Consider the following 25,167-nt stretch of genomic DNA (forward strand, 5'->3'; position numbering starts at 1 on the left):
TCCCCTGGGTCCGTGGGAGTTTCTTCCCCTGGGTCCGTGGGAGTTTCTTCCCCTGGGTCCGTGGGAGTTTCTTCCCCTGGGTCCGTGGGAGTTTCTTCCCCCGGGTCCGTGGGAGTTTCATTGGGACTGGGAGTGACAATCGTAATATTGCCTTGGGTGTAGCGAGATGGGGGGACGGGGACAGAGAAGTTGGGCGAAATGGTTGTAGAACCTGTGGTAATCGCACCAGCGGTCCCATTGACGGTGGCATCCCCGATAACAAACGGGGTGGTAGTGCCTCCGTTGTGTTGGATGCGAATATCTCCGCCGCGATCGCCACTTTCTACTGATGAAATACTGGTATTGACACCGTTCGGATTATTAAAAGTATCCAAGACTCGTAGGAAATTCCCGGCGGTGATGTTGATGTCACCCCCTTGAGAATTGAGGGTTCCAGTAGCTGTGATATTAGTGTTAGCGGTGAGGCGAATTTCTCCCCCAGCAGTGGCGATCGCATCCACAAACAATTCTCCTGCTGAGTTTAAAATCACGGGTCCTCCGGCAGTGGAGACCCTTCCTACCGTAATATTAGCGGGCGAACTCTGGGGTCTGGTAACCACAAAGGTGTTGCCGAGGGTTGCCGGGATATCCGTGGGATTCACTAGCGACGCGACTCCCGATCGCAAAATTAAGGTTGCCTCATTCAGGAGGAGTTCCGCATCGGGGTCGTTCAGGTTTCCCAAAGTGATATCGGGACCGGTGATGGTAATATCTCCAGCGGCGATCGCGCCACCTGCTTCAACTTTGAGAGATACCCCCCTATAAGACCCCAAAATTACATCCCCAATAGCGCTAATAATGGGGTCATATTCACTCACGAAGTAACCCCCACCCCCGACTCCATTCTCCAGGGAGAAATTTCCCCCAGCGGAAAAGTTAGAATCCCCGGAAATATTACCGGGACTCACTAATCTGAGATTTCCCCCCGCTTGAAATGCCGGTTGAATTCCGGTTAAGGCAAGGATATCAATGCGCTGATCGCCGAGAATGGCTAAATTGCCTCCGGCGATCGCCTGAAACCCCGTTTCCCCTTCGCGAACCCGCACTGTATCACCACCTCGCAGGGTTAAATCTCCCGTCGTCCGCAGTTGACCCCCCACAATCGTCAGGGTTTCATGGGCCGAAAAAATGGCATTTGCGCCGTTAATCGTCGTTCGGTTCTCCGGGACTGTCGCAGACAGGGGGCGATCGCTCATCATCAGATCCCCTGGTTCCACCGGCAGACCCGAACCCGTCAAAATCACCGTTCCCCCCTCGGTGACTGTAATCCCCGTCGCATGACCCACCCCAGTTTGAGTCAGTAATTCCGGTAAAGAAAGGGGATTCACCGATAAGGGAAGACTGCTGGAATTCCCCAGAGTCAAATCCTGGGGATTCACCTCAATACTCAGTAAATATCCCTCTTGAGCAATCCGCACCAAACTTTCTCCCGGGACGGCAGCAAGGGTAATCGTTCCTCCGGGCGCGCTGAGGGTTCCGGTATTGATTACGGTTCCCCCAATCAAGCTTAAATTCTGCTGGGAATTCACCGTCAGAGGGGCCGCATTAATAATGCTTCCCAGTTCTTGAGTGCTAAAAGAAAAAGCCAGCGGCTTGCCAATCAACTGGCTATAATTATTGAATCCTTCCCCATCAAACCACCCCGAAGCAAACTCAATGCGGGTCGCCGTAGTCGCAGTAAAAGCACCGGGAACATTCAAGGCAGCATCGGGCCCAAAAACCAGTCCAGCGGGGTTGATCAAGAATAAATTAGACTGCCCCCCAGTGACTTGAATTAAGCCATTAATATAAGAGGCATCCCCTCCGGTTACTCGCCCCAGAATATTGCGAATTTCCGGATTAGAGAGAAAGTTAGCGGTTTGACCAGCATTTAACCCAAATTTTTCAAACCGATGAAAAAGATTAGCGCCATCGGAGGAGAGAGTTCCCCCCTGAATGTGAAACACTTCTCCCTCGGGATGGACCACTGTCCCCGTTCCATTCTCAGCGGGAAGAATCGGTTGGGGGGGCTGAGAAAAGGCGACAATTGGAGTAACCAGGGGGAGGAATATCCCCCAGGATAGGGATAAGAAAAAGCTGGTTTTATAAACCTGGAATTTCATAATAAATTGGATATAAATAAATGGGTTACAGTGGAATAATGGCGTGTAATCCAGCGGTGATTCTCTGACCGGGGGATTAGGAATGTTGATTATATAGGAAGTTCAAGTGTTCGAGTAGAGGTGGCTGACCTATGGGTTCCGATGTGGCGATCGCCCCGGACTGAAAACACTCAAGTCTGGACTCCCCGGACTGAAAATACTGGTTAACCCAGTTACCGGACCTCGGTCCTTTTTAAAGCTGTAGGTTTAGCGCCCTATAGTCAGCAGCATCGCGATCGCTGTCCCTAGTCTCAAAAAAATCGACCCCTTCCCGGAAAAAATCCCCTCGCCCGTTGGCGATCGCCCCTTCCCCTCAAATTAGGATGACCACCCCTGGACCTCAATCCCTTGAGTCCCGATTGAACTCTATGACTTAGCGTTTTCTAGTATAGTCCATGCCTCGGAAAATGACCTCACCTAAAGGATAGAGTTTAACCCGGGGAAATTTTGATGATTTTCGGGTTCGGATGAATCCATAGGAATAGGCAAATTTAACCGATTTGGAGTATGAGTCGGGAAGGGTAGAGAAGACCTCACTAAGGATCCTGGCGATCGCCCCACCCAGAACCCTTCACCCCAGATTGAGGCCCCTCAACTCGGGCTGCGACGTTTTAACTTTCCTTTAGGGTTGAGAATCCCGAATTTTTATATTCAAACTCACCCCCATTGAAGCAGGGATTTTCCATCACCTTTACCCCCCGCCTACCGCATCCTTAATAAAATTAGCGAAACCAACTATTTTCAGTATTGTTATTCCTTCAAATACCTGTAAGTTTATTAAATTAAAAATAGTAAGTTTAAACAAATTACTAAACCAATGAAAAATGTAAAAACATTGTTTTATGGCCACAAATACAAAAAAGTAATATCCTCAAATTACGGGTTTTTATAGATACAATACAGGCAAGTTATACATAGTTATAAAAAGACCGTAGGTCTATTTTTTTAACATCAACTCCAATAAATTAGTGAAAAATTTCCCATTAAAAATAAAAAATGAACCCTGGCTCAGACAGAATCCCGGGAAGCGAAATTATTGGGTGGGCTATGATAAGTTACATTAAACCCTTCTACCGCAACGCGATAAGTTGATTGCGCTCGCACGCTGATGGAACAAATAACAAACTTAATTCCCGAAGGTCCAATTGTAGAATTTACCCTTCTGCTCTTGGTTATCTTGACTGTCCCTCCGATCTTTGAGAAGCTGCGACTGCCCGGATTAATCGGGTTGTTAGTCGCCGGAGTGGTTTTAGGTCCCGATGGGGCTAAACTGCTCAATCCCAGTACGGACACCATCAAACTGCTTTCGGACATTGGCAAAATCTACCTCATGTTCGTCGCAGGTTTAGAAATTGATATCCAACAGTTCCGCCGGACTAAAAATCGCTCCCTCGGATTTGGGTTGGCAACCTTCCTTGTCCCGATGATTGTAGGTACAATTATCGGACGAAGTTTCGGATTTGATTGGAATCCTTCCATTTTAATTGGTTCCCTCCTCGCCTCTCATACGCTCCTAGGCTATCCCATCGTCAACCGATTGGGAGTTGTCGGAAATGAGGCCATTATAGTGACCATTGGGGCCACAATCTTTACTGATATTGGCGCGTTGTTAGTGTTGGCAATTTGTGTGTCCTTCAATGCTGGAGAATTCACTGCATTTTCGTTAATCCTCCAGTTAGTATTACTGGGACTGTACTCCGCTGGCGTATTATTTGGAGTTGAGTGGGCAGGGAAAGAATATTTTCGCCGCACGGGAGATGAGGAAGGAAATCAGTTTTTATTCGTCCTGCTTGCCCTGTTTCTGGCCGCTGTCGGCGCTCAATTGATTAATGTGGAGCAAATTGTGGGAGCTTTTCTCGCCGGACTTGCGGTCAATGATGTGGTGGGAAACGGTCCGGTTAAGGAAAAAGTAGAATTTGTGGGCAGTGTTTTATTTATCCCATTCTTCTTTGTGGGAATGGGTTTATTGCTGGATATCAATGGATTTATCGAAACCCTAACCACCTCCCTTGGACTCACCTTGGCGATCGTTTTTGGCTTAATCGGAAGCAAATTTCTAGCCGCCTGGGTTGCCAAATTGTTGTATGGCTATCAGTGGATTGAAACCTTAACTATGTGGTCACTTTCTGTGCCACAAGTGGCGGCAACCTTGGCGGCAGCCCTTGTGGGGGTTCAACAGGGAGTGATTACGGCAGAAGTCTTCAACACCGTGATTGTGTTGATGGTGGTGACGTCAATTATCGGACCTTTGATGACGGCACGATTTGCCAGCAAACTGCCGGTACCCCAGGAGCAACTAGACCTAGATAATATGTCGATCTGGTGGGAACCCAAGGAAGTGGAGAACCCGATAAATCCTCCCTTAGCGAAATCGGATGATTTGTTTACCATAGTGGTGCCAATTTCTAATCCCCTGACCCAACGATATTTAATTCAAATGGCGGCGCTTTTAGCCCGTCATGAGTCTGGGCAAATTATCCCCTTATCCGTGGCGAGGGCTCATGTTCACATGGATGAACCCCAACTCGATCTCGCCCTCAAAGAGAGTCGGCAATCGCTCGATCGCTCGGTCCAAATGTTAGAGGAATTTCACGTTAAAGCAAAACCAGAACTGCGCATTGATGATGATATCTCCCATGCCATCAGCCGAACCGCCAGGGAATGGGAATCTAACTTAATCGTAATGGGATGGAGTCCAAAGATGGGCTTGCGATCGCGATTATTTGGTAACCTAATTAATGACGTCTTTTGGGCCTCCCACTGTCCGGTTGCCGTCATGCGCCTCATCGATGAACCCCTTAATATTCATCGTTTATTAGTGCCGGTCAAAAATTTATCCCCCCAGACCTTGCGGACTGTCCGATTTGCTCAGCTATTTGCCGATGCGAATTCAGGGGAAATCACCTTATTGCACGTTTGTGCTCGCCGGACTCCGGTCGAACAAATTCATCAATTTGAAGCCGATTTAGCCAGACTGGTCAAGCGGGATAACTCCCCCATAAAAATTGCTATTACCACCATTCCCGATGATGATGTGGTCAAGGTAATTATGAAGGCAGCGCAGTCCGTGGATCTGGTGATCCTGCGATCAATTCGGCGTCGGACTGCCGGGGGTTTAGCCATTAGCAATGTCACGACTAAAGTCATTGAAGAGTTGAAATGTTCCCTAATTTTGTTTGGTGAACCGCACTCTTAATAGCCGTTTTAAGCGTTAATCCTGAATAGGAGGAGAGTTGAAACCTCTCCTTTGTGGGGATTGCCCTAAACTACCTGCTGACTGTGCAATTGGTGCAAATGGGACGGTGCCACTGCCCCATGTTCGGTAATAATGGCGGTAATTAATTCGGCGGGAGTGACATCAAAGGCGGGATTGTAAAATTCCACGCCGAGGGGATAAATTCGGGTTGAGCCGATCTGATAAAGTTCTTCGGCATCCCGAATTTCGATGGGAATGGCGCTGCCTTCAATTAAGGTAAAATCAATCGTAGATAAGGGTGCGGCCACGAAAAAAGGAATCAGATGAGCTTTAGCAACAATTGCTAAATTATAAGTGCCGATTTTGTTGGCCGTATCCCCATTTGCCGCAATGCGATCGGCACCTACCACTACTGCATCAATTAATCCTTGTTTCATGCAGTGTGCTGCCATATTATCGGCGATCGCCGTGACGGGAATTCCTTCTTGGACACATTCCCAAGTTGTCAGTTTCGCCCCTTGCAAACGCGGACGGGTTTCATCGGCATAGACTCGTTCTAAGCGATCGCATTTCCACGCCGATCGCACCACCCCCAATGCAGTGCCATATCCTGCGGTTGCTAACGCTCCCGCATTACAATGGGTGAGAATTCGCAGCTTTTGCGGTGTACTCGGCAGGACCTCCAAACCGCGATCGCCGATCGCCTGACAGGTTTTTAAATCTTCTGCTTGAATCCCCTGCGCTGTTTCTAGCAAGACTTTCTTGAGATAACTCACCGGTCCTAACGTCTGCCTTGCCACGGTTTGCATTCGGGCGATTGCCCAAAACAAATTAACCGCCGTGGGACGAGTCTGCCGTAACGTTTCTGCCACGGTTTCTAACTGAGTCAAAAACTCCCCCCGTTCCTCCGTTTGGATTTCCCGGGCCCCTAAATACATTCCATAAGCTGCCGCCACTCCAATTGCGGGAGCACCGCGCACAATCATGGTTTGAATGGCCCTTGCCATATCGTCATAGCGCCGAATTTCTACCACGGCATACTCCATCGGTAGACGAGTTTGGTCAATGAGCGCTACATGGTCTTCTTTCCACACAACGGGATAAACAGGAGGATTTCCAGACATAATCAATCCGGTAAAAACTAGGTGAATCTGCTCTAACTTATTCTACTAGATAGGCCCAATTTTTGCCGAATTTCTTGCCAAAATCCAGTCAGTTTGCGCAGGAGGATGCGCCGGAGTCCTTTCGTAATCTTTTCAAAGCGATAGTAGAATAAAAGGTCTATCACCTCCGAAAGTTCCAGGGTTCCTAAATAGGCCAACCCTTTATCAATCCTGCGATCGCTGTATTGCAGATAAACTCTTTTCGCCACTGCCTCGGAAAAATCCCAGGACCGTTTAAATTTCTGGTGGAGGTGGCGTTGATACCCTGAAAAATCTCCCTGGCGATCGGCCAGATAGTCCTGGATATAGTCGCTCGCAATCTGTGCCGACTCCATTCCATGCCGAATCCCTTCTCCCCCCAAAAAATTCACCGCTGAAACTGCATCCCCAATGGCGATTAAATTTTCCCGGTAGTAAATATCCCGCAGTTCGCTACTGTAGTGCAGAATTGAACCGTGGGTTTCTAATCGCTGGTACTCATCAATCTGAAGATACTCTTTAATCAGTAACTCCATAGACTGTTTAATCGCCGGATATCGGTCCTCCAAAATTTGATGTTGACCCTGATAACGAGCTGCCCCTACTTTGAGAATATTGGGTTCCATTGGAAAAATCCAGGAATACCCTTGAGGCATCCAGTGATGGCCCAGGAAAAAAATCAGAGACTCGGCACAAGATTTATAAGTAGAGTCCTCCACTTTAATTAAATACTCGATGCCCGCCCCGGTAAAAAAAGTAGGACGATTTTGAGGGTGAGGATACATCAGCGATCGCGCCGCACCTGTGGCATCAACTAAGACCCGGGTCCGAACAGAGACTGCATCTTGTTTCCCCTTGGGTTTAAGCATCACCACCGTTTCACCCTTCTGGGAAGAGTGACTTAGGTATCGATGACCCAACCAAACCTCACCCCCATTTCTTGTCACTTCCTCCGCTAAAAATTCTCGAAGTTTAGCAAAATTCAACACCGCACCTAAAGGAGTAGAAGACTCCCAGCGTTTGTGAACATGGGTGCTGACAATCCGCAGATTCTGCCAAAAACTCCCCACAATGGATTCGGGTAACTCAAATTTAGCCAAGGTTTCCATCGGAGTTGCCGCGCTTGAAAAATTATTTGCTGCAAAGGTTTCATGTTGTTCCACCAATAAAACTTGAATGCCAGAACGGGCCAATTGCCTCGCACAATGACCTCCCGCTGGACCTGCACCCACAATAACGACATCAAAACTTTTCATTGAACCATCCAATTTAGTCCCGCAATACAACAATTATCATTCAAACAAAGAGAACGCAGAGAAATTATGTTTTCTCTGCGTTCTCTATTCCTGAGTTCTCTGGATAATTTTCAAGGGAGAATTGCTCAGGCTGTTAATTAATGAGCAACAGAAACAGGCGATTTAAACGTTTGTAAAACGCGATCGGCCATTTGAGAGGGAGTTAAACCCAACTCGGCGAAAGATTGCTCCGGTGTGGCATGATCCACCAACTGATCGGGCACACCCAAACGCAACATCGACACCGGGATATTATGATCTATGCAGGCTTCCGCCACAGCAGAACCAAAACCACCCATCAGGCATCCTTCTTCCATCGTCACTACTTTACCAATGCGTTGCGCCAGAGGCAAAATTAACTCGGTATCCAAGGGTTTGACAAATCGAGCATTCACCACCGTTGCAGCAATGCCATGTTCGTTGAGAATTTCCGCCGTTTGTAAGGCGGGATAGACCATTGAACCATAGCCGAGGATTAACAAATCATCACCGCTGCGGAGGATTTCCCCTTTGCCAATTTCCAGGGGTTCCCATCCTTCTTCCATCAAGGGGACACCGTACCCATTCCCTCGGGGATAGCGCATGGCGATCGCCCCATCGGTGTAGTCAATTCCGGTGACTAACATCCGTTGCAGTTCCGCCTCATCCTTCGGCGCCATCAGCACCAAATTGGGAACGCAACGCAGATAGGAGATATCATATAACCCTTGGTGAGTCGGCCCATCTGCCCCTACAATTCCTGCCCGATCCAGACAGAAAAACACGGGTAATTTTTGAATGCAGATATCGTGAATAATTTGGTCATAAGCCCGTTGCAGGAAGGTCGAATAAATCGCGCAAACCGGGCGAATTCCCTCACAAGCTAAACCTGCTGCCAGAGTGGCGGCGTGTTGTTCAGCAATTCCCACATCAATGTACTGATTAGGAAGTTTAGCTTGGAGTTTATCTAAACCCGTTCCTGTTGCCATTGCTGCGGTAATTCCCACAATATTGGGGTTTTCTTCCGCCAGTTTAATCAGAGTGTCGGCAAAAACTTTGGAATAGCTGGGGGGTTTGGGTTTATTGGAGGGGATGGCTTTTCCAGTTGCCAGATTAAAGGGATTTTGGGCATGGTAACCCACTTGGTCTTTTTCGGCGATCGCATAGCCTTTCCCTTTCACCGTGGCTACATGAACCAACACCGGACCCTGCATTTGATGCGCTTGATTAAACGTGGTGATCAGTTCTTCCAGATTATGCCCATCGATGGGGCCGATATAGGTAAAGCCCAACTCCTCAAAGACTGCCCCGACTTTAGGAACCGCCAACCGCTTCATCCCTTCCTTGATGCGTTGCATTTCTGGGGTGAAGGTTTCCCCGACAAAGGGGAGATGTTTGAACTGTTCCTCTAAATTGTCTTTGAGGAACTGAACTGGGGGACTCAGGCGCATTTTATTGAGATAACGAGGAATTGCCCCCACATTGGGAGAAATGGACATTTCGTTATCATTGAGGACCACCATCAAATTAGTGTGAGGCAAATGACCGGCATGGTTAATCGCTTCCAATGCCATGCCGCCGGTGAGTGCACCATCGCCAATCACCGCAACTACTTTGAATTTTTCGCCTTTCATGTCCCGGGCTAAGGCCATGCCTAAGCCCGCCGAAATGCTCGTCGAGGCGTGACCCGCGCCAAAATGGTCAAATTTGCTTTCACTGCGCTTGAGGTATCCGGCAACGCCATCTTTTTGGCGCAGGGTGTGGAAATTGTTGTACCGTCCGGTAATCAGTTTATGGGGGTAGGCTTGGTGACCCACATCCCAGATGACTTTATCGTGATCGAGGTCGAGGGTTTGGTAGAGGGCCAGGGTCAGTTCGACCACGCCCAAACCAGGGCCGAGGTGACCGCCAGATGCGGCGATCGTTTCCAGATGCTTTTCCCGAATTTGGCGAGCAATTTGCTCAAGTTGATGGATGGATAAACCGTGCAACTGGTTTGGGTGAGACAGTTCACTCAGATGCATATTTTTTATTGAATTCTGCGATCGTGCTTACAAAGGAAGTTACATAGGCTCAACTGGGGAGTAGAGGGTGGGTTTGCCGTCCCCCTCACCAGTGACGACCTATGGCGTATGCCCCATCGCTGCTTGGACTGCAAAGGGGATTAGCTTCAATAACTGCTACTTAAGGGATTAATAAGTCCCACTTAATTTACCATGAGAGGATAGGATTCGGATATTCCCCTCTTACTCTAGTCCAGGTGCCCCCCTTCGGACCAACGGGTTTTTAGAAAATCATTGGCGGCGGGCTCGGGATTGGGGGGAAAACCCTGGTCCCACCCCTTCAAGGGTACGGCTATCCGGACTTGGAGTGGCAGTTAGAGGTCTGGGTATTTTTTCAGCGATCGCATCTCACCAGGAGTCGGCTGTTTTGGGAATCAAGGTTAAATATCAAGCCGCCTTTGTGACGTTGGCGGCTGCTAATTTTGAAGAAATTGTGGAATTTTATGCTCAACTGTTGGCGATCGCCCCAAATCCCTATCGTCCAGGGGTCTATGCTGAGTTTGCTGCGCCAGGGTTGAGATTAGGGATTTTTAAGCCAAAATCCAGTCATGAATCGGAGTTTTTGCCCCAGGGTTCGGGGAGTTTGAGTTTATGTTTTGAAGTGACAAATTTGGAGGAGGCGATCGCCCATCTGGGTCAGTTAGGGTATCCACCCCCTGCAGCAATTACCACTGCCTCTCACGGGCGAGAAATTTACGCTTATGACCCATTAGGCAATCGCTTGATTTTTCATCAATCGCTTGAGCAGGTCCCTAAAAATTAGACCTCAGCCGGGGTAAATTATAAATACCCTAATAAATCAGCAAAACTAAAAAAGCTGACTGCTAATAACAAAATTGCCGTCAATTGGGGCAGCCTAAAGGTCGGAGAAGGGGCGATCGCACCGCGTACTAAACAGGAACAGGACGATCCGACCGCATAACTCAAACTCAGGACCAAATAAGGCCAGTCCAGAGTCACCCCCCAAAAGCCCAGTAAAACAATGGCTGCCGAAAGCATCACCAGTTCGAGAAACAGGGGAGGATTGTGGTGAATATAATTAATCAGGGTATCCCCCCAAAATTGCCAACGTCCCATTGAGATTAAAAATTTAAGACCTTGTTTTTTATCTTAATCTAAGATTAACCGGCAATTAACCCAGGGACCCGCCCCCTGGGGATAGAGGATGTCAGCCCCATGTCTATTCCCAAAGGAATACTCCCCCCTGAACCCGTGACTTTGGTGAGGAAGCGGGCAATTATTGGCCGGATAAGTAGGCGATCGCCTCAGACATTTCCACCTGGGGAAACGCCTCGTAAAACCGGCTGACACTCATAAAGGGATCGGGAGTTGCCAACACCACCAGGCGATCGCACCACCGATTCATCTCTTCCACCAACTCCGCAGGGGCCACAGGCACACAGATCCAAATTTGGGCTAGATTTCGCTGTCGTAACGCCTGTACCGCCACCGCCATTGTCATCCCCGTAGCAATCCCATCATCCACAACCAGGGCCAAAGCTCCCGTCGGATCCACTTGGGGACAAGCTGATGCCATCTGACTCAAGTGCCCTTGAGCTTTCGCTTGAGCCTCCTGTTGAGCGATTTGTCGCACGCGATGCCGTAACAAACGTTGTCTCCCCCAAAGAACCTCTCCATCCGCCGTTACCGCACCCAGAGCCAATTCTGGGTTCTCTGGACGCGTAATCTTTTTAGCCACAATAATATCCAAAGGACAACCCAACCGCTGCGCCAGAGGGGCGGCGATCGGCAATCCCCCACGCGGCAAGGCATACACAATCGGTTTAATCCGCCTCAAGTCTGGATCGATTTCAGCCAGTTGTCGAATCACCGCATCAGCCAGTTGTTCTCCCGCATCAGCGCGATCGCGAAATAATGGGGCAGGTATCATCGTACCCTCCAGCCACATAGCACTTCAGTTGCCTCTATGATGGCTGATTTTTTCTTAACCTGATGCGTAATGGGCCACTTTATTCCCTTTTCTGTTAGCCTAAAATTAGCCCAAACCGGCTTAAACTTGGGTTTAAATCATTTCAACCCCTGATATAATTTACCTCTCTACCTTCAATCTCTAAACCTCTAATACCCCGGAAGAATTTTCAAATTAACCAAGGATTTTAAGCCTTTTGGAACCCGTAGACCCTTTAAAAATAACCAAAATAAGGATACAAAATGACCGACAAAAACCAGCTTAATCTATTTGATATCACCCCTTTTGATGAACCCCCCAACCCCCCATCCTTTAATCCCAAACTGATTCCAACCCGGGCCGATATTCCCATTCCTCCAGGTACTTATACCAGCGTTGATGAACTGTCCATTCCCTGTAACCAATGCCACCGCTGCGGATTAGGCGCGAACCGTACCCATGCTGTTATTGGCCGAGGAAATCCCCAGGCACCGATTATGATTATTGGAGAAGCCCCGGGTCAAACCGAAGATGAAACTGGATTACCCTTTGTCGGCAAAAGCGGAGAGTTATTAGAAAAAATCCTCGCCTCCGTCAAACTGTCCACGGAAAAAGACGTTTACATCTGCAATGTCAATAAATGCCGTCCCCCCGGAAATCGCACCCCCACTCCCGACGAAATGGAAGCCTGTAAACCGTATCTTTTAGAACAAATTCGGCTAGTCAATCCCTCCATTATTTTATTAACCGGAGCAACAGCAGTGAAAGGCTTACTCAAGGAAAAACGAGGAATTACTAAAATTCGGGGTCAATGGTTTGAATGGGAAGGAAAACTCTGTATGCCCATCTTTCATCCCGCCTATCTCCTGCGCAATCCGTCCCGAGAAAAAGGTTCACCTAAATGGTTGATGTGGCAGGATATCCAAACGGTGAGTGCCAAATTAGAAGAACTTGGACTGAAATAGTCCGGGGACTAAAAAACCTAACCCCTGTACCGGCAATCTCGTAACCATAAACGGACCGCTTGAGCCATTTCGCTATCACTACTATCTCGCGGAGGAGTGGGGATTGCCCCTTCTGGATAGGCGGTGCGAGAAAACATTTGATTCACGCGCCACCCTTCATCAGTTTGGGATAAAAATAACCAATGATATTGCTGATATTCGACAGATTGAGTGGCGGTATAATGACGTTCTAAAGTGGTAAAAAAGACTTGGGCGATCGCCGGGTCAGATCCTGAGATTTCTAAATCTCCAGGCAACCGAGAAACTGGAGGATGATTCACCCCTGGTCCTTGAGGCAACGGTTGAAATTCTGGACGACCCGCGAGAATCACGAACCGAGGCACATAATCTTGGCTACTTCGTTGAATCGTGCGATTGACATAACCGGGTAAATCAGGCAGCAATTGACTCATTAATAAGTCTAAATCTGCCGGACAAACCCCTCGAACCCTAGGTGTAGAGGGAGAAACTTGGGCGATCGCCTCCGGTATCCCTGCCCTAACCCCCACTGGGAAGAGAGATCCCACCCAAAAGCACAGCAGAATCCTGGCAATTCTCTGAAGAGACCCCCCCAACCCCCCCTTGGTAAGGGGGGGCTTCTTAGAAATCCAAGTTTCCGGTCCCCTCCCCTTGGCAAGGGGAGGGTTAGGGTGGGGTCCCTCTTGGTCCTGGAGAAGAACCCCCCCCAACCCCCCCTTGGTAAGGGGGGGCTTCTTAGAAATCCGGGTTTCCGGTCCCCTCCCCTTAGCAAGGTCCGGGTTAGGGTGGGGTCCCTCTTGGTCCTGGAGAAGAGACCCCCCCAACCCCCCCTTGGTAAGGGGGGGCTTTTGAGAAATCCGGGTTTCCGGTCCCCTCCCCTTAGCAAGGTCCGGGTTAGGGTGGGGTCCCTCTTGGGCGATCGGAAGAACCCCCCCCAACCCCCCCTTGGTAAGGGGGGGCTTTTGAGAAATCCGGGTTTCCGGTCCCCTCCCCTTAGCAAGGGGAGGGTTAGGGTGGGGTCCCTCTTGGTCCCAATCCTGCATCATCCCTCTATCTCTTCACAAATCCGCTGAAATGCTGCCCCCGGGTCCTCCGAGGCGGTGATGGGTCGCCCGATGACCAAATAATCAGCCCCAGCTTTAATCGCCTCCCCAGGAGTCATAGCGCGGCGTTGATCTCCCGCTTCTGACCAAGCTGGACGAACTCCGGGACAGACTAACAGAAACTCCGAACCACAAACCGATCGCAATTGGGCCGCTTCATGAGGAGAACAAACCGCCCCAGGCAAGCCACTTTCTTTGGCGAGTAAAGCCATCTGTAAGGCATATTCGGGCAACTCGACGGGAATTTTGAGGTCAAAGGCTAAATCCCGGGAATTGAGACTGGTTAAGAGGGTAATGGCGATGAGTTTAGGCGCTTGCTCTCCAGCGGTTTCTACTAATGCGGTTTGAGCATCTTTGAGCGCCCTACGCCCACAGGTGGCGTGAATAGTCAGCAAATCGACCTGATACTGGGCAGCAGACCGACAGGCCCCGGCCACGGTGTTGGGGATATCGTGAAATTTCAGGTCAAGAAAAATCCGTTTTTGACGAGTTTTAAGTTCAGAGAGAATGCTGGGACCGGAACTGACAAAGAGTTCTAGTCCCACTTTCCAGAACGAGACCTCGGGTAGGGCATCAATTAGGGTGAGGGCCTCGGCCTGAGTAGGGACATCCAGAGGAACGATAATGCGATCGCAAACAGACATAATTACAGGGAAGAGGGGGATAAAGGTTAGGACTGGACTAGGCGCACAAATTTCTTTTTACCGACTTGTAAAACCTTATGATTCAGGTCGGCAATGGATTCAAAGGAGAGATTTTCATCAGCAATGCGATCGCCATCCAAACGCACTGCCCCCCCTTTAATCTGGCGACGTGCATCCGAACTACTGGCGCATAACCCAGTCAGATTGAGGATATAAAACAGTTTGGCAGGAAATTCCACCCCTGCTAAGGAGAATTCTGGGACCGCTTCCGCTTGGGTCGCATCCCCTTGCACCAGGGTTTCTGCTGCACGTCGTGCCTCCCTTGCCGCCTCTTCCCCATGTTGATGCGCCACTACGGTGGTTGCTAGTAATTTTTGGCGATCGCGCGGGTTTTCCGGTAACTCCTCCAATGCTAAGGGCGTTAACAGTTCAAAATATTCCTCAATCAGGGAGTCGGGAATCTTCTCCAACTTGGAATACATGGATAAAGGGTCTTCCGCTAAACCCACATAATTATTCAGGGATTTAGACATCTTCTGGGTGCCATCGGTCCCCAGCAAAATCGGCATGAGGAGGCCAAACTGAGGCACTTGTCCGAAATAGCGCTGTAAATCCCTTCCTACGGCGATATTAAACTTTTGGTCGGTACCGCCGAGTTCCACATCGGACTGAACCGCTACCGAATCATACCCTTGCATCAGGGGATAGAGAAACTCATGGAGGTAGATGGGGTTGCCTTTCTCATAGCGATCGGCAAATCCCTCTTTCGCCAACATTTGTCCCACCGTCATCGTGGTTAAGAGTTCCTGAATTTGGGCTAAATTCAGCTTGGACAACCACTCGGAGTTGTAGCGAATCTCTAGACGTCCGGGGGTATCAAAATCTAAAATAGAACGAACTTGGTCGAGATAGGTTTGGGCATTGCGTTCGACATCTTCGGGCGTGAGTTGGCGACGGACTTCTGATTTGCCCGTGGGGTCACCTATCTGGGCAGTAAAGTCCCCAATAATCAAAACTGCCGTATGACCCGCATCTTGAAACGCGCGCATTTTTCGCACGGGAATGCTGTGACCCAGATGGATATCGGCACCTGTAGGGTCGATGCCTAACTTAACCCGTAAGGGGCCCTCTGCACGGTGCAGACGGGCAACCAAGGACTCATTGGGGTCCTGGGATTCGGGTTGATTTGGAAAAATTTCGCTGACACCACGGTGCAGCCAAGCTAAACTTTGATTCAAGGGTTTTAATCGAATTGTGCCAGGTTGTACAAATGCGTCAGTGGGTTGGAGACTTACAAGTTTACCTAAAAAAGCAGGTAAGCCTTGTGCTGCGAGATCTTCAACCGAACTGGGCCAGGGGTTAGCGGGTAAACCATAACCCTGCACCCATCATAAATAACTTTGGTCCCTTATCCTGGGGTGCTTGACGTAATTATGGGTTTACGCTTTGAAGACTACTATGAATTGCCAAACTTAGTGAGTTAGGGTGGGTTAGACTGGGGAGAAAAAACAGTCCAGTCCCACCCAGCGAGCCGAGATTGCGATCGCGCCGTCCGGATTATTGGATGAGGAACTTGTCGATCTGACTTAGGGAAGCAAGCGGTGGGCGTTGCGGCAGGATTGGACTAGGGATGATAAACTGCATCGATGAGATAGCTGACACCATTTGTTCTGCGATCGCGCTAAAATTGCTCCCAAATGACTTGACCTCACCTGTATCCCCAGTTGCCCGGTCCGCCTTTCATCCTATAGAGCTTTGATTAGAGAGGAAGTAAAATCGCCGTGTCTACTAACACGATTAGACAAAATCCCCCTGGAGACTCCGCACCAATTTTCAGTTTTTTTCAGGGCGTCAGCAAAGTCACCGCAGGAACTCTGCTCGGAATGACCATGTTGCTCAGTTCAGTCGTGGCTGGTGGACTGGTCGGCTTGGCCTTGAGCTTCCGCAACCTTCCGGACGTCCGAGTTTTACGCACTTATGTTCCCACAGAAACGACTTACATTTACGATATTAAGGGGACACTTTTAACCCGGATTCATGATGAAGCCAACCGGGAAGTCGTTCCTTTAGATAATATTTCCCCCAACTTAAAACGAGCAGTTCTAGCCATTGAAGACAGCCACTTTTACTTCCACCACGGAATTAACCCCGGTGGGGTGATGCGGGCCTTGGTCGCCAACCTAGAGCAGGGGGAGACCGTCGAAGGTGGCTCGACCCTGACGATGCAGTTGGTTAAAAACCTCTTTTTGTCCCCAAATCGCTCCTTTAGCCGCAAATCGGCTGAGGCGGTTCTGGCGATTCGCATGGAGCAAATTCTCGAAAAAAACGAGATTTTAGAACTTTATCTGAATCAGGTGTATTGGGGACATAACTTATACGGGATTGAAACCGCTGCCCAAAGCTATTTTAATAAGCCCTCCTCGGAGTTGACCCTAGCCGAGTCGGCGATGCTGGCAGGGATCATCCAGGCCCCGGAAGAATACAGCCCCTTTGTGAACTATCCCCTGGCTAAAGAACGGCAGGCGTTGGTACTGGGCCGAATGCGGGACCTGAAGTGGATTACGGCAGAAGAGGAAGCAGAAGCGCGTAAGCAACCGCTATTGATCGGACGAGTGACCTCGTTCGGTCAAAGTAATCTGCCCTATGTCACGGATGCGGTGATTCAAGAGTTGACTCGCCGTTTCGGTCGGGATGCAGTCCTCAAGGGGGGGATGCGGGTTCAAACCACGATTGATATGAATTTCCAACGGATGGCCGAACAAACGGTCCGGCGTTGGCATGAGCAGCTATATTATCAAGGACTTTTCTATAGTCGCACCAATGGTCAAGTCGCTCTAGTGGCTGTGGATCCGCGCACGCACTTCGTTAAAGCAATGGTGGGGGGTGTGGATTTTCAAAACAGTCAATATAACCGAGCGATTCAGGCACGACGGCAAACGGGTTCGGCGTTTAAGCCGTTTGTTTATTATGCGGCCTTTGCTTCGGGTATGTATGGCCCGGACTCGATTGTTCAGGATAGCCCGGTGAGCTATCGGGACGGGGATGGGTATTACTCACCCCAAAACTATGGCGGCGGTTTTTCTGGGGCGGTGTCGATTCGCAAGGCATTGGAAGTCTCCTTGAACATTCCGGCGATTAAACTGGGCCAAGCGGTGGGTTTAAATAAAGTGATTGAAATTTGTCGATCGCTGGGTATTACGAGTCCGATGGAACCTGTGATTTCTATGCCGTTAGGGGCGATCGATATGACGCCGATGGAAATGGCTGGTGCTTTTGCTACTTTTGCCAGCAACGGTTGGCATTCGGATCCGACTTTTATTGTCCAAGTGACGGACAGTACAGGAAATATCTTGCTGGACAATACCCCGAAACCCAAATTGGTTCTCGATCCTTGGTCAGTTGCTTCCCTAACGAATGTCCTGCAAGGGGTGATTAGCCAGGGAACGGCAACAAGTGCCCGCATAGGCCGTCCAGCGGCTGGGAAGACGGGAACGACTTCTTCTCAACGGGATATCTGGTTTGTGGGTTATGTGCCTCAGTTGTCTGCGGCGGTATGGGTGGGCAATGATGATAACCGACCTTTGGCGTCGGGGGCTACGGGTGGCGGTTTTGTTGCCCCCATTTGGCGAGATTTCATGCATCAGGCGATGCAAGGGACGCCGGTGGAAGATTTCCCCTCTCCAGGGGAATTTGACCCCCCGCAGTAATTGGGTTGGGTGGGGGAGATGGGGGAGATGGGGAGGATGGGGATGATGTTCAACGTCACGACAGCAAGTCGTTTCCATCACCCCTATCACCCCGACTTCCCCCATTTCCATTTTTAAAAACGGGATAGGGGTTAAAACCCGGGTTTTTTTACAAAATCTGTAGCAATCCGCAGAAAAGAAAGGGCCAGAAACGGAGTTTTTGGCCTAACCAATCCAGTGGGACGCTCATGTCCCGTTTGCCTAGTTGCAAAAGTGTCCCTGGGCAATCTGTATATGGACTCTATTGACGGGATGGGGAGCTTTTAAGTCTCTTGTTCTAATTGCTTTTTCATGCGTTCTAGGGTTTGGTGCATCTGTTGAAACATCTGCTGCGGTGTCATGCCAAATTGACCCAGTTGGGTCTTAAGCTGTTCAACGGTCATTTGAGCCATGAAGTCTTCGGAGAGTTCAAAGCGTTTCATAAAGATGCTGTACCGATCCATCATGGCTTCCATGCGATCGATATAGAGCTTTTTCCCTTCTCTGTCAAATTTTCCGTAATTGCTGCCAAGTTGGATCAAAGCTCGATAATCTTCAAAGAGCTCTTTGGCTTCTTGCTGAACGATTTCAGAATCAAAAAAACCCATTGTTTTCCCAGTTTCTCTTATACTCGTTTCCCCGTTCGGTGGGAATTCCCACCCTTATCTTCTTATTTTAGTGCAGTGGTGGAAAATGGTTTTAGTCCAAAATAGATTTCTCCGGGGTTTTTGAGGGAAATGGGCTGTTAATTGTCGAGGAAACCGATCCGATTAACTGGCCAAAATCGCGCGACTGCTCGTCCAATGATGTTGCTTTTCGGTAAAAAACCCCAAACATGGGAATCATTACTGTTATTACGGTTATCTCCCATGACAAATACGGTGTCGTTGGGGACTTGTTGGGGACCCCACTCATAGTCGGGGGGTTCGGCGATGTACTCTTCTTGTAGGGGTTCGTCATTGAGGTAGAGTTGGCCGTTGTGAATGCGGACCAACTGACCTTCGGTGGCTATGACTCGTTTGATAAAGGCTTGGTTTTTGCTGTAACCGTACTGTTGAAGGGCTGCTGGCGGGTCGAAGACGATGATATCTCCGGTGGTGGGCGATCGCCAGTGATAGGACAGTTTTTCAACGACGATGCGATCGCCGACTTCTAGGGTCGGAACCATTGAGACGGAGGGAATAAATCTCGGTTCGGCGACGAAAGCTCGAATCCCGAGGGCTAAAATCAAGGCGATCGCCAAGATTTGTACGTTGTCTCGCCACTGCTTCCACCCGTTTGATTCAATGGGGGCTGTTGTTTTTAATTCCGTTTTCTCAGAGGTCATCTCCAGTTCCCTTCTCCCATGAGGCCAGATCTGCCCGCTTTGCTTCTGGCATCGCTTCCAGATCCGCAGGCATCTCGATGTTTGCTTGTGTCTTTTTATCTTACAACGTCCCTGTCCCACATCTGGTCTGGGACTTAACCGTGACAGGTTCTGGATTCGCGGAGGGTTTGATTCCTCCCTCCGACTCTTGATTAAGGGGTACAGGGATTTAGAAAATTAAGGACAGGGCCCAACCCAGGCTTAACCCTAGGGTAGCCACTACAAATAAAATTAAAAAATCTTGCCAGGGACGGAAGGGGCCAGTTTGCAGGTCAAGTCGGGCGATCGCTGCCGAGACTAATAAGGCTAATCCGTAAGCGGAAATATCCAACCACGAGAGAAACACCACTAGGAAAAAAGCGCCCAACAAAACTGTAAAAAACGTCCGATAATCGGATTTCAACCAACGCACGGAAATGGTGCGGATAATTGACCAAGGGGCAGCTAAAGCTTCGGCCATCAGAAATATAAAAACGATGGATAAAACCCACACCCACCAAGGCGATTCAGCGGTGGCTAAGGTCCAGCCAAAGTTACAATAAGTCCCCGCAAGGAGGAGCAGAGACAGCCGGGGAAGTGCTTTGATAAAAAACATGGGATATCCTCTGGCACTTGTTAAAAACCCCCGCTTTGAGGGTTGAATATTCGCGGGACTCTAAAGATTTGTAGAAATCGCTTGGACGGGACAGGTGGGAATACATTGTTCACAAACGACACAACGCGATCGCGTGAAATTCAGTTGAAAGCTCTCCCGGTTGAGGTGCAGTGCTTCCGTAGGACAGACTCCGGTACAGAGTCCGCAGTGGACGCAGCTTTCTTCATCAATTAAGATTTCCCGAGAGGCTAGGGAAATGGTAATATCATGCGATCGCATCCAATCCATTGCCGCATCCAGTTGATCAATATCCCCGGATAATTCCACCACTAGGGTCCCTACTTGGTTGGGTGCAACCTGTGCACGAATAATATTAGCAGCTACGTTAAAATCTTTCGCCAATCGATAAGTAATTGGCATTTGTACTGAGCGTTTAGGAAAGGTTAGGGTAACTCGTTTTTTCACGGTTTACTTTGAATGAGTTGCTTTGGATGAGCAAAGGGGTAAAACTCTGGGGGGATTTCCTAACGAATTTTTAGGGAGATTCCCGAGTCTTATTGTAGCGCGGATTATCAAACAAATGGGGTTCGCGCCCACTCCAGCAGCCTGACCCTAAGCCAGAATCGCACCGGCGTCGCTTCATCTCTCTGAATCGGCGATCGTTCGCTAAACTAGAAACAACTTGTAACAACTGGTAATAAAAGAGGCGATGACTGCGAATTTACCTGAAAAACCCACGGCTCCCTTCCTAAATCAACTCAGAAATCTGATTATTGTCCTGACGGCTACGGTTCTAGCGGTGGGCATTTTCCTGGGATTGCGGACTGAATCGAGTACGGTTTCCTTAACGGACCTGGAAACGGATTCAATCCCTTATGAGGTGGCACTGGAGAATGGCAAACCGACTCTAATGGAATTTTATGCAAATTGGTGTACGAGTTGTATGGCAATGGCACCGTTCATGAGAGAACTGGAAACTGAGTATGCAGAAAGGGTTAATTTTGTAATGTTGAATGTGGACAATACCAAGTGGTTACCCGAGTTGACTAAATATCGGGTGGATGGCATTCCTCATTTTGTGTTTTTAGGCGGGGAGGGAGAGGCGATCGCAGAGGCGATCGGCGAAATTCCTCGGGCAGTTATGGCCGAAAATATCGAGGCATTAATTGCGGGAAACCCGTTACCCTACGCCAAGGCTAAAGGTCAAAATTCAGCGTTAAATAGTTCCGCACTCCCCAAAACTTCCAGTAAAACAGACCCGCGCAGTCATAGCGCTCAAGTGGTAAATTAACCGGGTCTGACTTGGAGAAAAAATAGACCTCTTGCAAAATTTAGGATTGCTCCCACTTTTACCATGATTAACGTCAATCTGCTTAAGATATCCTAAGCAAGAGGTCTAATTATTTTATTCCTTTAGAGAGGCTATATCATCAATTACAGGGGAGTAATTGTCGGAGAATTAAGCTTTACTTTTCTACCCATTCGCGGACTAATTGAGCAAGGCGATCGCTACTATCGGGAACGGCTAAGGCACCGGCTGCCTCTGCCATTTTCTGCAAGGATTCTGGTGACTTGAGCCAGTCTAAAACTTGCTGTTCCAACTGTTGAGCTGTTAGCTCTTCTTGGCGGTACAAGACGGCGGCGCCAGCATCGGCAAAAACCGCTGCATTGTAGGCTTGATGATCTTCTGCGGCGAAGGGGTAAGGTATCAAAATAGAAGGCGTTTTAGTCACCGCTAATTCAGTTAAAGTCCCCGCACCCGCCCGACTAATTACGAGGGTAGCGCGATGCAATAATCCCGCCATATTTGGATAAAATGGCATAGAAATGTAATGCGGGTTCTGAAAACTATCGACTTCTGGGTCATTGTCTCCAGTTTGATGGAAGATCCAGGCACCGGCATCAATCCAAGATTTAGCGCATTGACGCACCAGTTTGTTGACAGCAACTGCGCCTTGGGAACCTCCGGCGATCGCAATCAAAGGGACGTTTTCTGGAATGGGTAAATCTAATTCCGGGGTGGTGAGGAAGGGCGATCGCACGGGAGTTCCGACAACAGCAGTTTTTGCCTTGGGTAAATATTGCGCTGCCTTCTCAAACCCGATCGCCACCACACTACAAAAGGGACTAAAGGTGCGGGTAACTTTCCCCGGCAGGGCGTTAGACTCATGGAGGATGGCCGGTAATCCCAAAGAACGGGCTGCTAAAATGGCTGGGGCGGCAATATAACCCCCGGTGGTAAAGACGCCGTGAAATTGTCCGGTTTTGAGCAAGCGGCGCACTTGAAACACGGAACGGACGAGTCCCAGGGCGATTTTGAGGGTGCCGAGCCCCAGACGCTGTTGAAATCCTTCCACAGGAATGGTGTGCAACCGATAGCGATCGCCAATCAGCTGCGTTTCCATGCGGTTGGGGACCCCCAACCATTCAATCTGATAGTCTTTGAGTTGTTCTGCGGTGGCGAGTGCAGGGAACAAATGCCCACCTGTTCCACTCGCAGCAATCAGTAGTCGAATCGGTTTATTTGCCAAGTCGGTAGCCTCTGTTTGCAGTTTCCTGGGGATAGTTTTCGGTTGGATGCAACAATCGCGATCGCATCTAAACTATAAATTTAAACGGGTTGAACTCTCTTGAGCGAGAGCCTGTGCACTCTAATTCAGCGCCTCCCTGCGGAAATCCCCGGTTCTGTGCGGAAGACTATTGCTAGGATCTTTATCTGTCGTGTCGTGTTGAAGCCCTCCCCAATGACTAATCCCTTGAGCTTACTGCAATCCCGTTCCCGCCTTTGGCGGCAACCCACCGCGACCCCCAGTCGTGAACGTTCGGCGATCGCTGCTTTGATGGTGGGTTTCACCCTGTGGTGTGCTGGAGGGGCCACACCAACCCGGGTTGCTGCAGCGACGGCTCAAACTGCACCCCCAGAACTTAACCGCATTCTCCAGGATATTGATGCTGCAGCCAATCGGCAAGATATTCAAGGGGTGATGCAGTTTTATAGTCCTACTTTTGTCAATTCCGATGGATTAGATTATCAGAGTTTAAGGGAAGGATTAACCCAACTTTGGCAGCGTTATCCAAATCTGAGCTATCGCACGGAAATCGAGTCTTGGGAACGGGATGGGAATGGATTTAAGGTGGAAACGGTTACCGAAATTACTGGGGTTGAGACTCAAAATGAGCGCAATTTGAGCTTAACGGCAACAGTGCGATCGCAGCAGCATTATAGTAATCAGCAAATAGTTCGTCAAAATATTCTAGCCGAACGCAATCAAATCACTACCGGCGAAAATCCCCCCACCCTACAAATTAATTTACCCGAAGAAGTCCGCCCCGGCGAGCGTTATCACTTCGATGCGATCGTTGTTGAACCCCTGCGAAATGATTTAATCCTCGGCTATGCACTGGAAGAACCCGTTCGCACTACCCAATATTTAATCCCTTCAGAGTTGAAATTAGAACCCCTCTCCGCTGGAGGTCTCTTTAAAGTGGGTCAAGCCCCCTCCACCGAAGATAATCGCTGGATTTCAGCCATTATTGTACGCAAAGATGGCATCACAATGGTCACCCATCGTCTCCGGATTGTCGCCCCTTCCCCTTGAGCTTGATTCTATCTTCAGATACCTGCTCTCTTAAAACTAAAACAATTCTCCACCGGAGCGGGTACATCTTGCTCCCCCGGATTAATGTCATGGCCTGATTGCTGTAAGAGACCTACAAAAAATAAAATATCCAAAACCCGCACCCTCAAGGGTCTGGCTCCAGGGACAAAGCCTGCCTACGCAGGCTAAAAGAGTCTTGTTAGTTCCTTAACCATCGGATGCAATAGCAATTTATTTGTTGGAATACCCTAAGGGAACTATATAAAAAAGTATTCCGCTGCTCTTAAAAAAAGTAGCGGAATGCTTTTTTCTTTCCAAATTCATTTGACTTCTACCTTACTGATGGAACTCTAATTCATTAAGCTTAAATATCTTTAAATATTAACTAATTGAAAATAATATCCTATCTGTGTTTAGGGTTGGCCGTGAAATTAGGTGAGTTTCGTTTTAAGGATTGACCCGGCCCAAATACCATGTATTTAGTGCCTGGATATACCCAAAATAGGAAAACGGTATTTTTAGAAATTAACCAGGCTAATTCTTCCTGGGGAATAATAAAGTTCGCCAAGAGGGTGGTGGCGAGGGAATGTAAAATTAATGCTCCCCCAGATACGATGATATAACGCCCTAGAGATTCGGCTAAACCGTGCTGCTTGCTATGACGAAATACCCAAAGTCGGCAAATGGTAAAATGGAGCAGTGCTCCGGCTAGAGAACCGAGGGCTGTTGCCGTGGAAATTTGCAGATTTACTCCTCGGTTGAATAAAGTAAAGACTCCAAAATCAAGGGCGGTTGCCAGCCAAGAGGCAACACTCATTTTGCTAATATCTCGAATGTGTTCTCTGAGCGCTCTCATTGCACACTTAGGTCTTTGATTGCATAAATACCATACTCTTGAATCAGCAAACCGGTTAAACATTTTTACCAGTCAAGAAAAAAGAGACATCAAGTTTGCAACCCTCTGGGAGGGGTGCGGGATCAGCATACAGCATCCTCGGACCGATGAGTACAATTAACCATGAGGAGCGAGGAGTGGGGACTCTGCTGCGGATAGGTCTAACCTACTTATTTATTGTATTCTGGTAGATAAAATGGGGTGGTAGTGTGTCAGTTGATCAACTGGCTACGGGTTGGGCTTAAGCTGAACTCTGCCATGATTCACCCTAACCCATTGTGGGTTGGAACTCGATGATCTGTAAAGCCGGGAGATTTTATGTCTTTAACATGGCCTTGAGTGAATATCCCCATGATAGCGCTAGGGGAAAATTGAAGGAGGGAGGCGGGAGAATGGGGATTAAGGTGGAAATCTTCAACCCTGGGTTATTTTGAGGAATTCTGGTCAGAATACAGCAGGGATTGGGGGAGAATTGAGGGGGGTTATCCAGGTT

General features: G+C 48.9%; 21 protein-coding genes. 6 read left to right on the top strand and 15 right to left on the bottom strand.

Annotation, left to right across the window (positions count from 1 at the left end):
- A partial coding sequence (locus NG792_RS04015) for a two-partner secretion domain-containing protein (protein WP_261234628.1) occupies window positions 1-2,141 on the bottom strand: 2,141 nt, incomplete at its 3' end.
- Window positions 2,142-3,288: 1,147 nt separating this feature from the next.
- Between NG792_RS04015 and NG792_RS04020 the strand changes: the two genes are divergently transcribed.
- Window positions 3,289-5,376 carry a cation:proton antiporter gene (locus NG792_RS04020; protein ID WP_261234629.1) on the top strand — a complete coding sequence of 696 codons (2,088 nt, stop codon included), beginning with the start codon at window positions 3,289-3,291 and terminating at the stop codon, window positions 5,374-5,376.
- A gap of 65 nt (window positions 5,377-5,441) precedes the next feature.
- Here the strand turns inward: NG792_RS04020 and mtnA are convergent, their stop codons facing one another.
- The 3 genes from mtnA to dxs all read right to left on the bottom strand — a co-directional run bounded on the left by mtnA (window position 5,442) and on the right by dxs (window position 9,816).
- Window positions 5,442-6,500, bottom strand: coding sequence for an S-methyl-5-thioribose-1-phosphate isomerase (gene mtnA, locus NG792_RS04025; RefSeq protein ID WP_261234631.1), 1,059 nt, complete (start codon window positions 6,498-6,500; stop codon window positions 5,442-5,444).
- Window positions 6,501-6,532: 32 nt separating this feature from the next.
- Window positions 6,533-7,774 (bottom strand): NAD(P)/FAD-dependent oxidoreductase, encoded by a 1,242-nt coding sequence (locus NG792_RS04030; RefSeq protein ID WP_261234633.1) that lies wholly within the window; start codon window positions 7,772-7,774, stop codon window positions 6,533-6,535.
- A gap of 137 nt (window positions 7,775-7,911) precedes the next feature.
- On the bottom strand, window positions 7,912-9,816 hold the full coding sequence (gene dxs / locus NG792_RS04035; RefSeq protein WP_261199442.1) for a 1-deoxy-D-xylulose-5-phosphate synthase: 1,905 nt from the start codon (window positions 9,814-9,816) through the stop codon (window positions 7,912-7,914).
- Window positions 9,817-10,222: 406 nt separating this feature from the next.
- Here dxs and NG792_RS04040 point away from each other — a divergent pair, with 406 nt between their 5' ends.
- Window positions 10,223-10,618 carry a VOC family protein gene (locus tag NG792_RS04040; RefSeq protein ID WP_261234697.1) on the top strand — a complete coding sequence of 132 codons (396 nt, stop codon included), beginning with the start codon at window positions 10,223-10,225 and terminating at the stop codon, window positions 10,616-10,618.
- A 17-nt stretch (window positions 10,619-10,635) separates the two neighbouring features.
- Here the strand turns inward: NG792_RS04040 and NG792_RS04045 are convergent, their stop codons facing one another.
- Both NG792_RS04045 and NG792_RS04050 read right to left on the bottom strand, forming a co-directional pair.
- Complete coding sequence (locus tag NG792_RS04045) at window positions 10,636-10,932, bottom strand: hypothetical protein (RefSeq protein WP_261199443.1); 297 nt, start codon at window positions 10,930-10,932, stop codon at window positions 10,636-10,638.
- Window positions 10,933-11,092: 160 nt separating this feature from the next.
- Window positions 11,093-11,746 (bottom strand): phosphoribosyltransferase, encoded by a 654-nt coding sequence (locus NG792_RS04050; RefSeq protein ID WP_261234634.1) that lies wholly within the window; start codon window positions 11,744-11,746, stop codon window positions 11,093-11,095.
- 281 nt (window positions 11,747-12,027) lie between these two features.
- Here NG792_RS04050 and NG792_RS04055 point away from each other — a divergent pair, with 281 nt between their 5' ends.
- Window positions 12,028-12,729 carry a uracil-DNA glycosylase gene (locus NG792_RS04055; protein WP_261234635.1) on the top strand — a complete coding sequence of 234 codons (702 nt, stop codon included), beginning with the start codon at window positions 12,028-12,030 and terminating at the stop codon, window positions 12,727-12,729.
- A 17-nt stretch (window positions 12,730-12,746) separates the two neighbouring features.
- Here the strand turns inward: NG792_RS04055 and NG792_RS04060 are convergent, their stop codons facing one another.
- The 3 genes from NG792_RS04060 to tyrS all read right to left on the bottom strand — a co-directional run bounded on the left by NG792_RS04060 (window position 12,747) and on the right by tyrS (window position 15,732).
- A complete protein-coding gene (locus NG792_RS04060) occupies window positions 12,747-13,277 on the bottom strand; it encodes a hypothetical protein (RefSeq protein WP_261234636.1) in 531 nt (176 codons plus the stop codon).
- A gap of 512 nt (window positions 13,278-13,789) precedes the next feature.
- Window positions 13,790-14,494, bottom strand: a complete 705-nt coding sequence (gene pyrF / locus NG792_RS04065; protein WP_261234637.1) for an orotidine-5'-phosphate decarboxylase — start codon at window positions 14,492-14,494, stop codon at window positions 13,790-13,792.
- A gap of 26 nt (window positions 14,495-14,520) precedes the next feature.
- Complete coding sequence (tyrS, locus tag NG792_RS04070; protein ID WP_261234638.1) at window positions 14,521-15,732, bottom strand: tyrosine--tRNA ligase; 1,212 nt, start codon at window positions 15,730-15,732, stop codon at window positions 14,521-14,523.
- Between the two features lie 543 nt (window positions 15,733-16,275).
- Between tyrS and NG792_RS04075 the strand changes: the two genes are divergently transcribed.
- A complete protein-coding gene (locus tag NG792_RS04075) occupies window positions 16,276-18,201 on the top strand; it encodes a transglycosylase domain-containing protein (protein WP_261199449.1) in 1,926 nt (641 codons plus the stop codon).
- A gap of 302 nt (window positions 18,202-18,503) precedes the next feature.
- Here NG792_RS04075 and NG792_RS04080 read toward each other — a convergent pair whose 3' ends face one another.
- The 4 genes from NG792_RS04080 to NG792_RS04095 all read right to left on the bottom strand — a co-directional run bounded on the left by NG792_RS04080 (window position 18,504) and on the right by NG792_RS04095 (window position 20,645).
- Entirely contained in the window at window positions 18,504-18,827 is a 324-nt protein-coding gene (locus tag NG792_RS04080) for a DUF1825 family protein (protein WP_261199450.1), read from the bottom strand.
- Window positions 18,828-18,964: 137 nt separating this feature from the next.
- Window positions 18,965-19,546 carry a signal peptidase I gene (lepB, locus tag NG792_RS04085; RefSeq protein WP_261199451.1) on the bottom strand — a complete coding sequence of 194 codons (582 nt, stop codon included), beginning with the start codon at window positions 19,544-19,546 and terminating at the stop codon, window positions 18,965-18,967.
- Window positions 19,547-19,754: 208 nt separating this feature from the next.
- Entirely contained in the window at window positions 19,755-20,180 is a 426-nt protein-coding gene (locus tag NG792_RS04090; protein ID WP_261199452.1) for a hypothetical protein, read from the bottom strand.
- Window positions 20,181-20,240: 60 nt separating this feature from the next.
- On the bottom strand, window positions 20,241-20,645 hold the full coding sequence (locus NG792_RS04095; protein ID WP_261199453.1) for an NIL domain-containing protein: 405 nt from the start codon (window positions 20,643-20,645) through the stop codon (window positions 20,241-20,243).
- 244 nt (window positions 20,646-20,889) lie between these two features.
- Between NG792_RS04095 and NG792_RS04100 the strand changes: the two genes are divergently transcribed.
- The gene (locus tag NG792_RS04100) at window positions 20,890-21,471 is read left to right on the top strand and encodes a thioredoxin family protein (RefSeq protein WP_261199454.1); all 582 of its coding nucleotides are present in this window, start codon (window positions 20,890-20,892) and stop codon (window positions 21,469-21,471) included.
- 175 nt (window positions 21,472-21,646) lie between these two features.
- Here the strand turns inward: NG792_RS04100 and murG are convergent, their stop codons facing one another.
- Window positions 21,647-22,711, bottom strand: a complete 1,065-nt coding sequence (murG, locus tag NG792_RS04105; protein WP_261199455.1) for an undecaprenyldiphospho-muramoylpentapeptide beta-N-acetylglucosaminyltransferase — start codon at window positions 22,709-22,711, stop codon at window positions 21,647-21,649.
- 213 nt (window positions 22,712-22,924) lie between these two features.
- Between murG and NG792_RS04110 the strand changes: the two genes are divergently transcribed.
- Complete coding sequence (locus NG792_RS04110; RefSeq protein WP_261199456.1) at window positions 22,925-23,779, top strand: DUF8623 domain-containing protein; 855 nt, start codon at window positions 22,925-22,927, stop codon at window positions 23,777-23,779.
- 403 nt (window positions 23,780-24,182) lie between these two features.
- Here NG792_RS04110 and NG792_RS04115 read toward each other — a convergent pair whose 3' ends face one another.
- Window positions 24,183-24,596 (bottom strand): GtrA family protein, encoded by a 414-nt coding sequence (locus NG792_RS04115; protein ID WP_261199457.1) that lies wholly within the window; start codon window positions 24,594-24,596, stop codon window positions 24,183-24,185.
- Window positions 24,597-25,167 lie beyond the last annotated feature (571 nt).

It is taken from the genome of Laspinema olomoucense D3b, from assembly GCF_025370785.1.
GTDB classification, from domain to species: Bacteria; Cyanobacteriota; Cyanobacteriia; order Cyanobacteriales; family Laspinemataceae; genus Laspinema; species Laspinema olomoucense.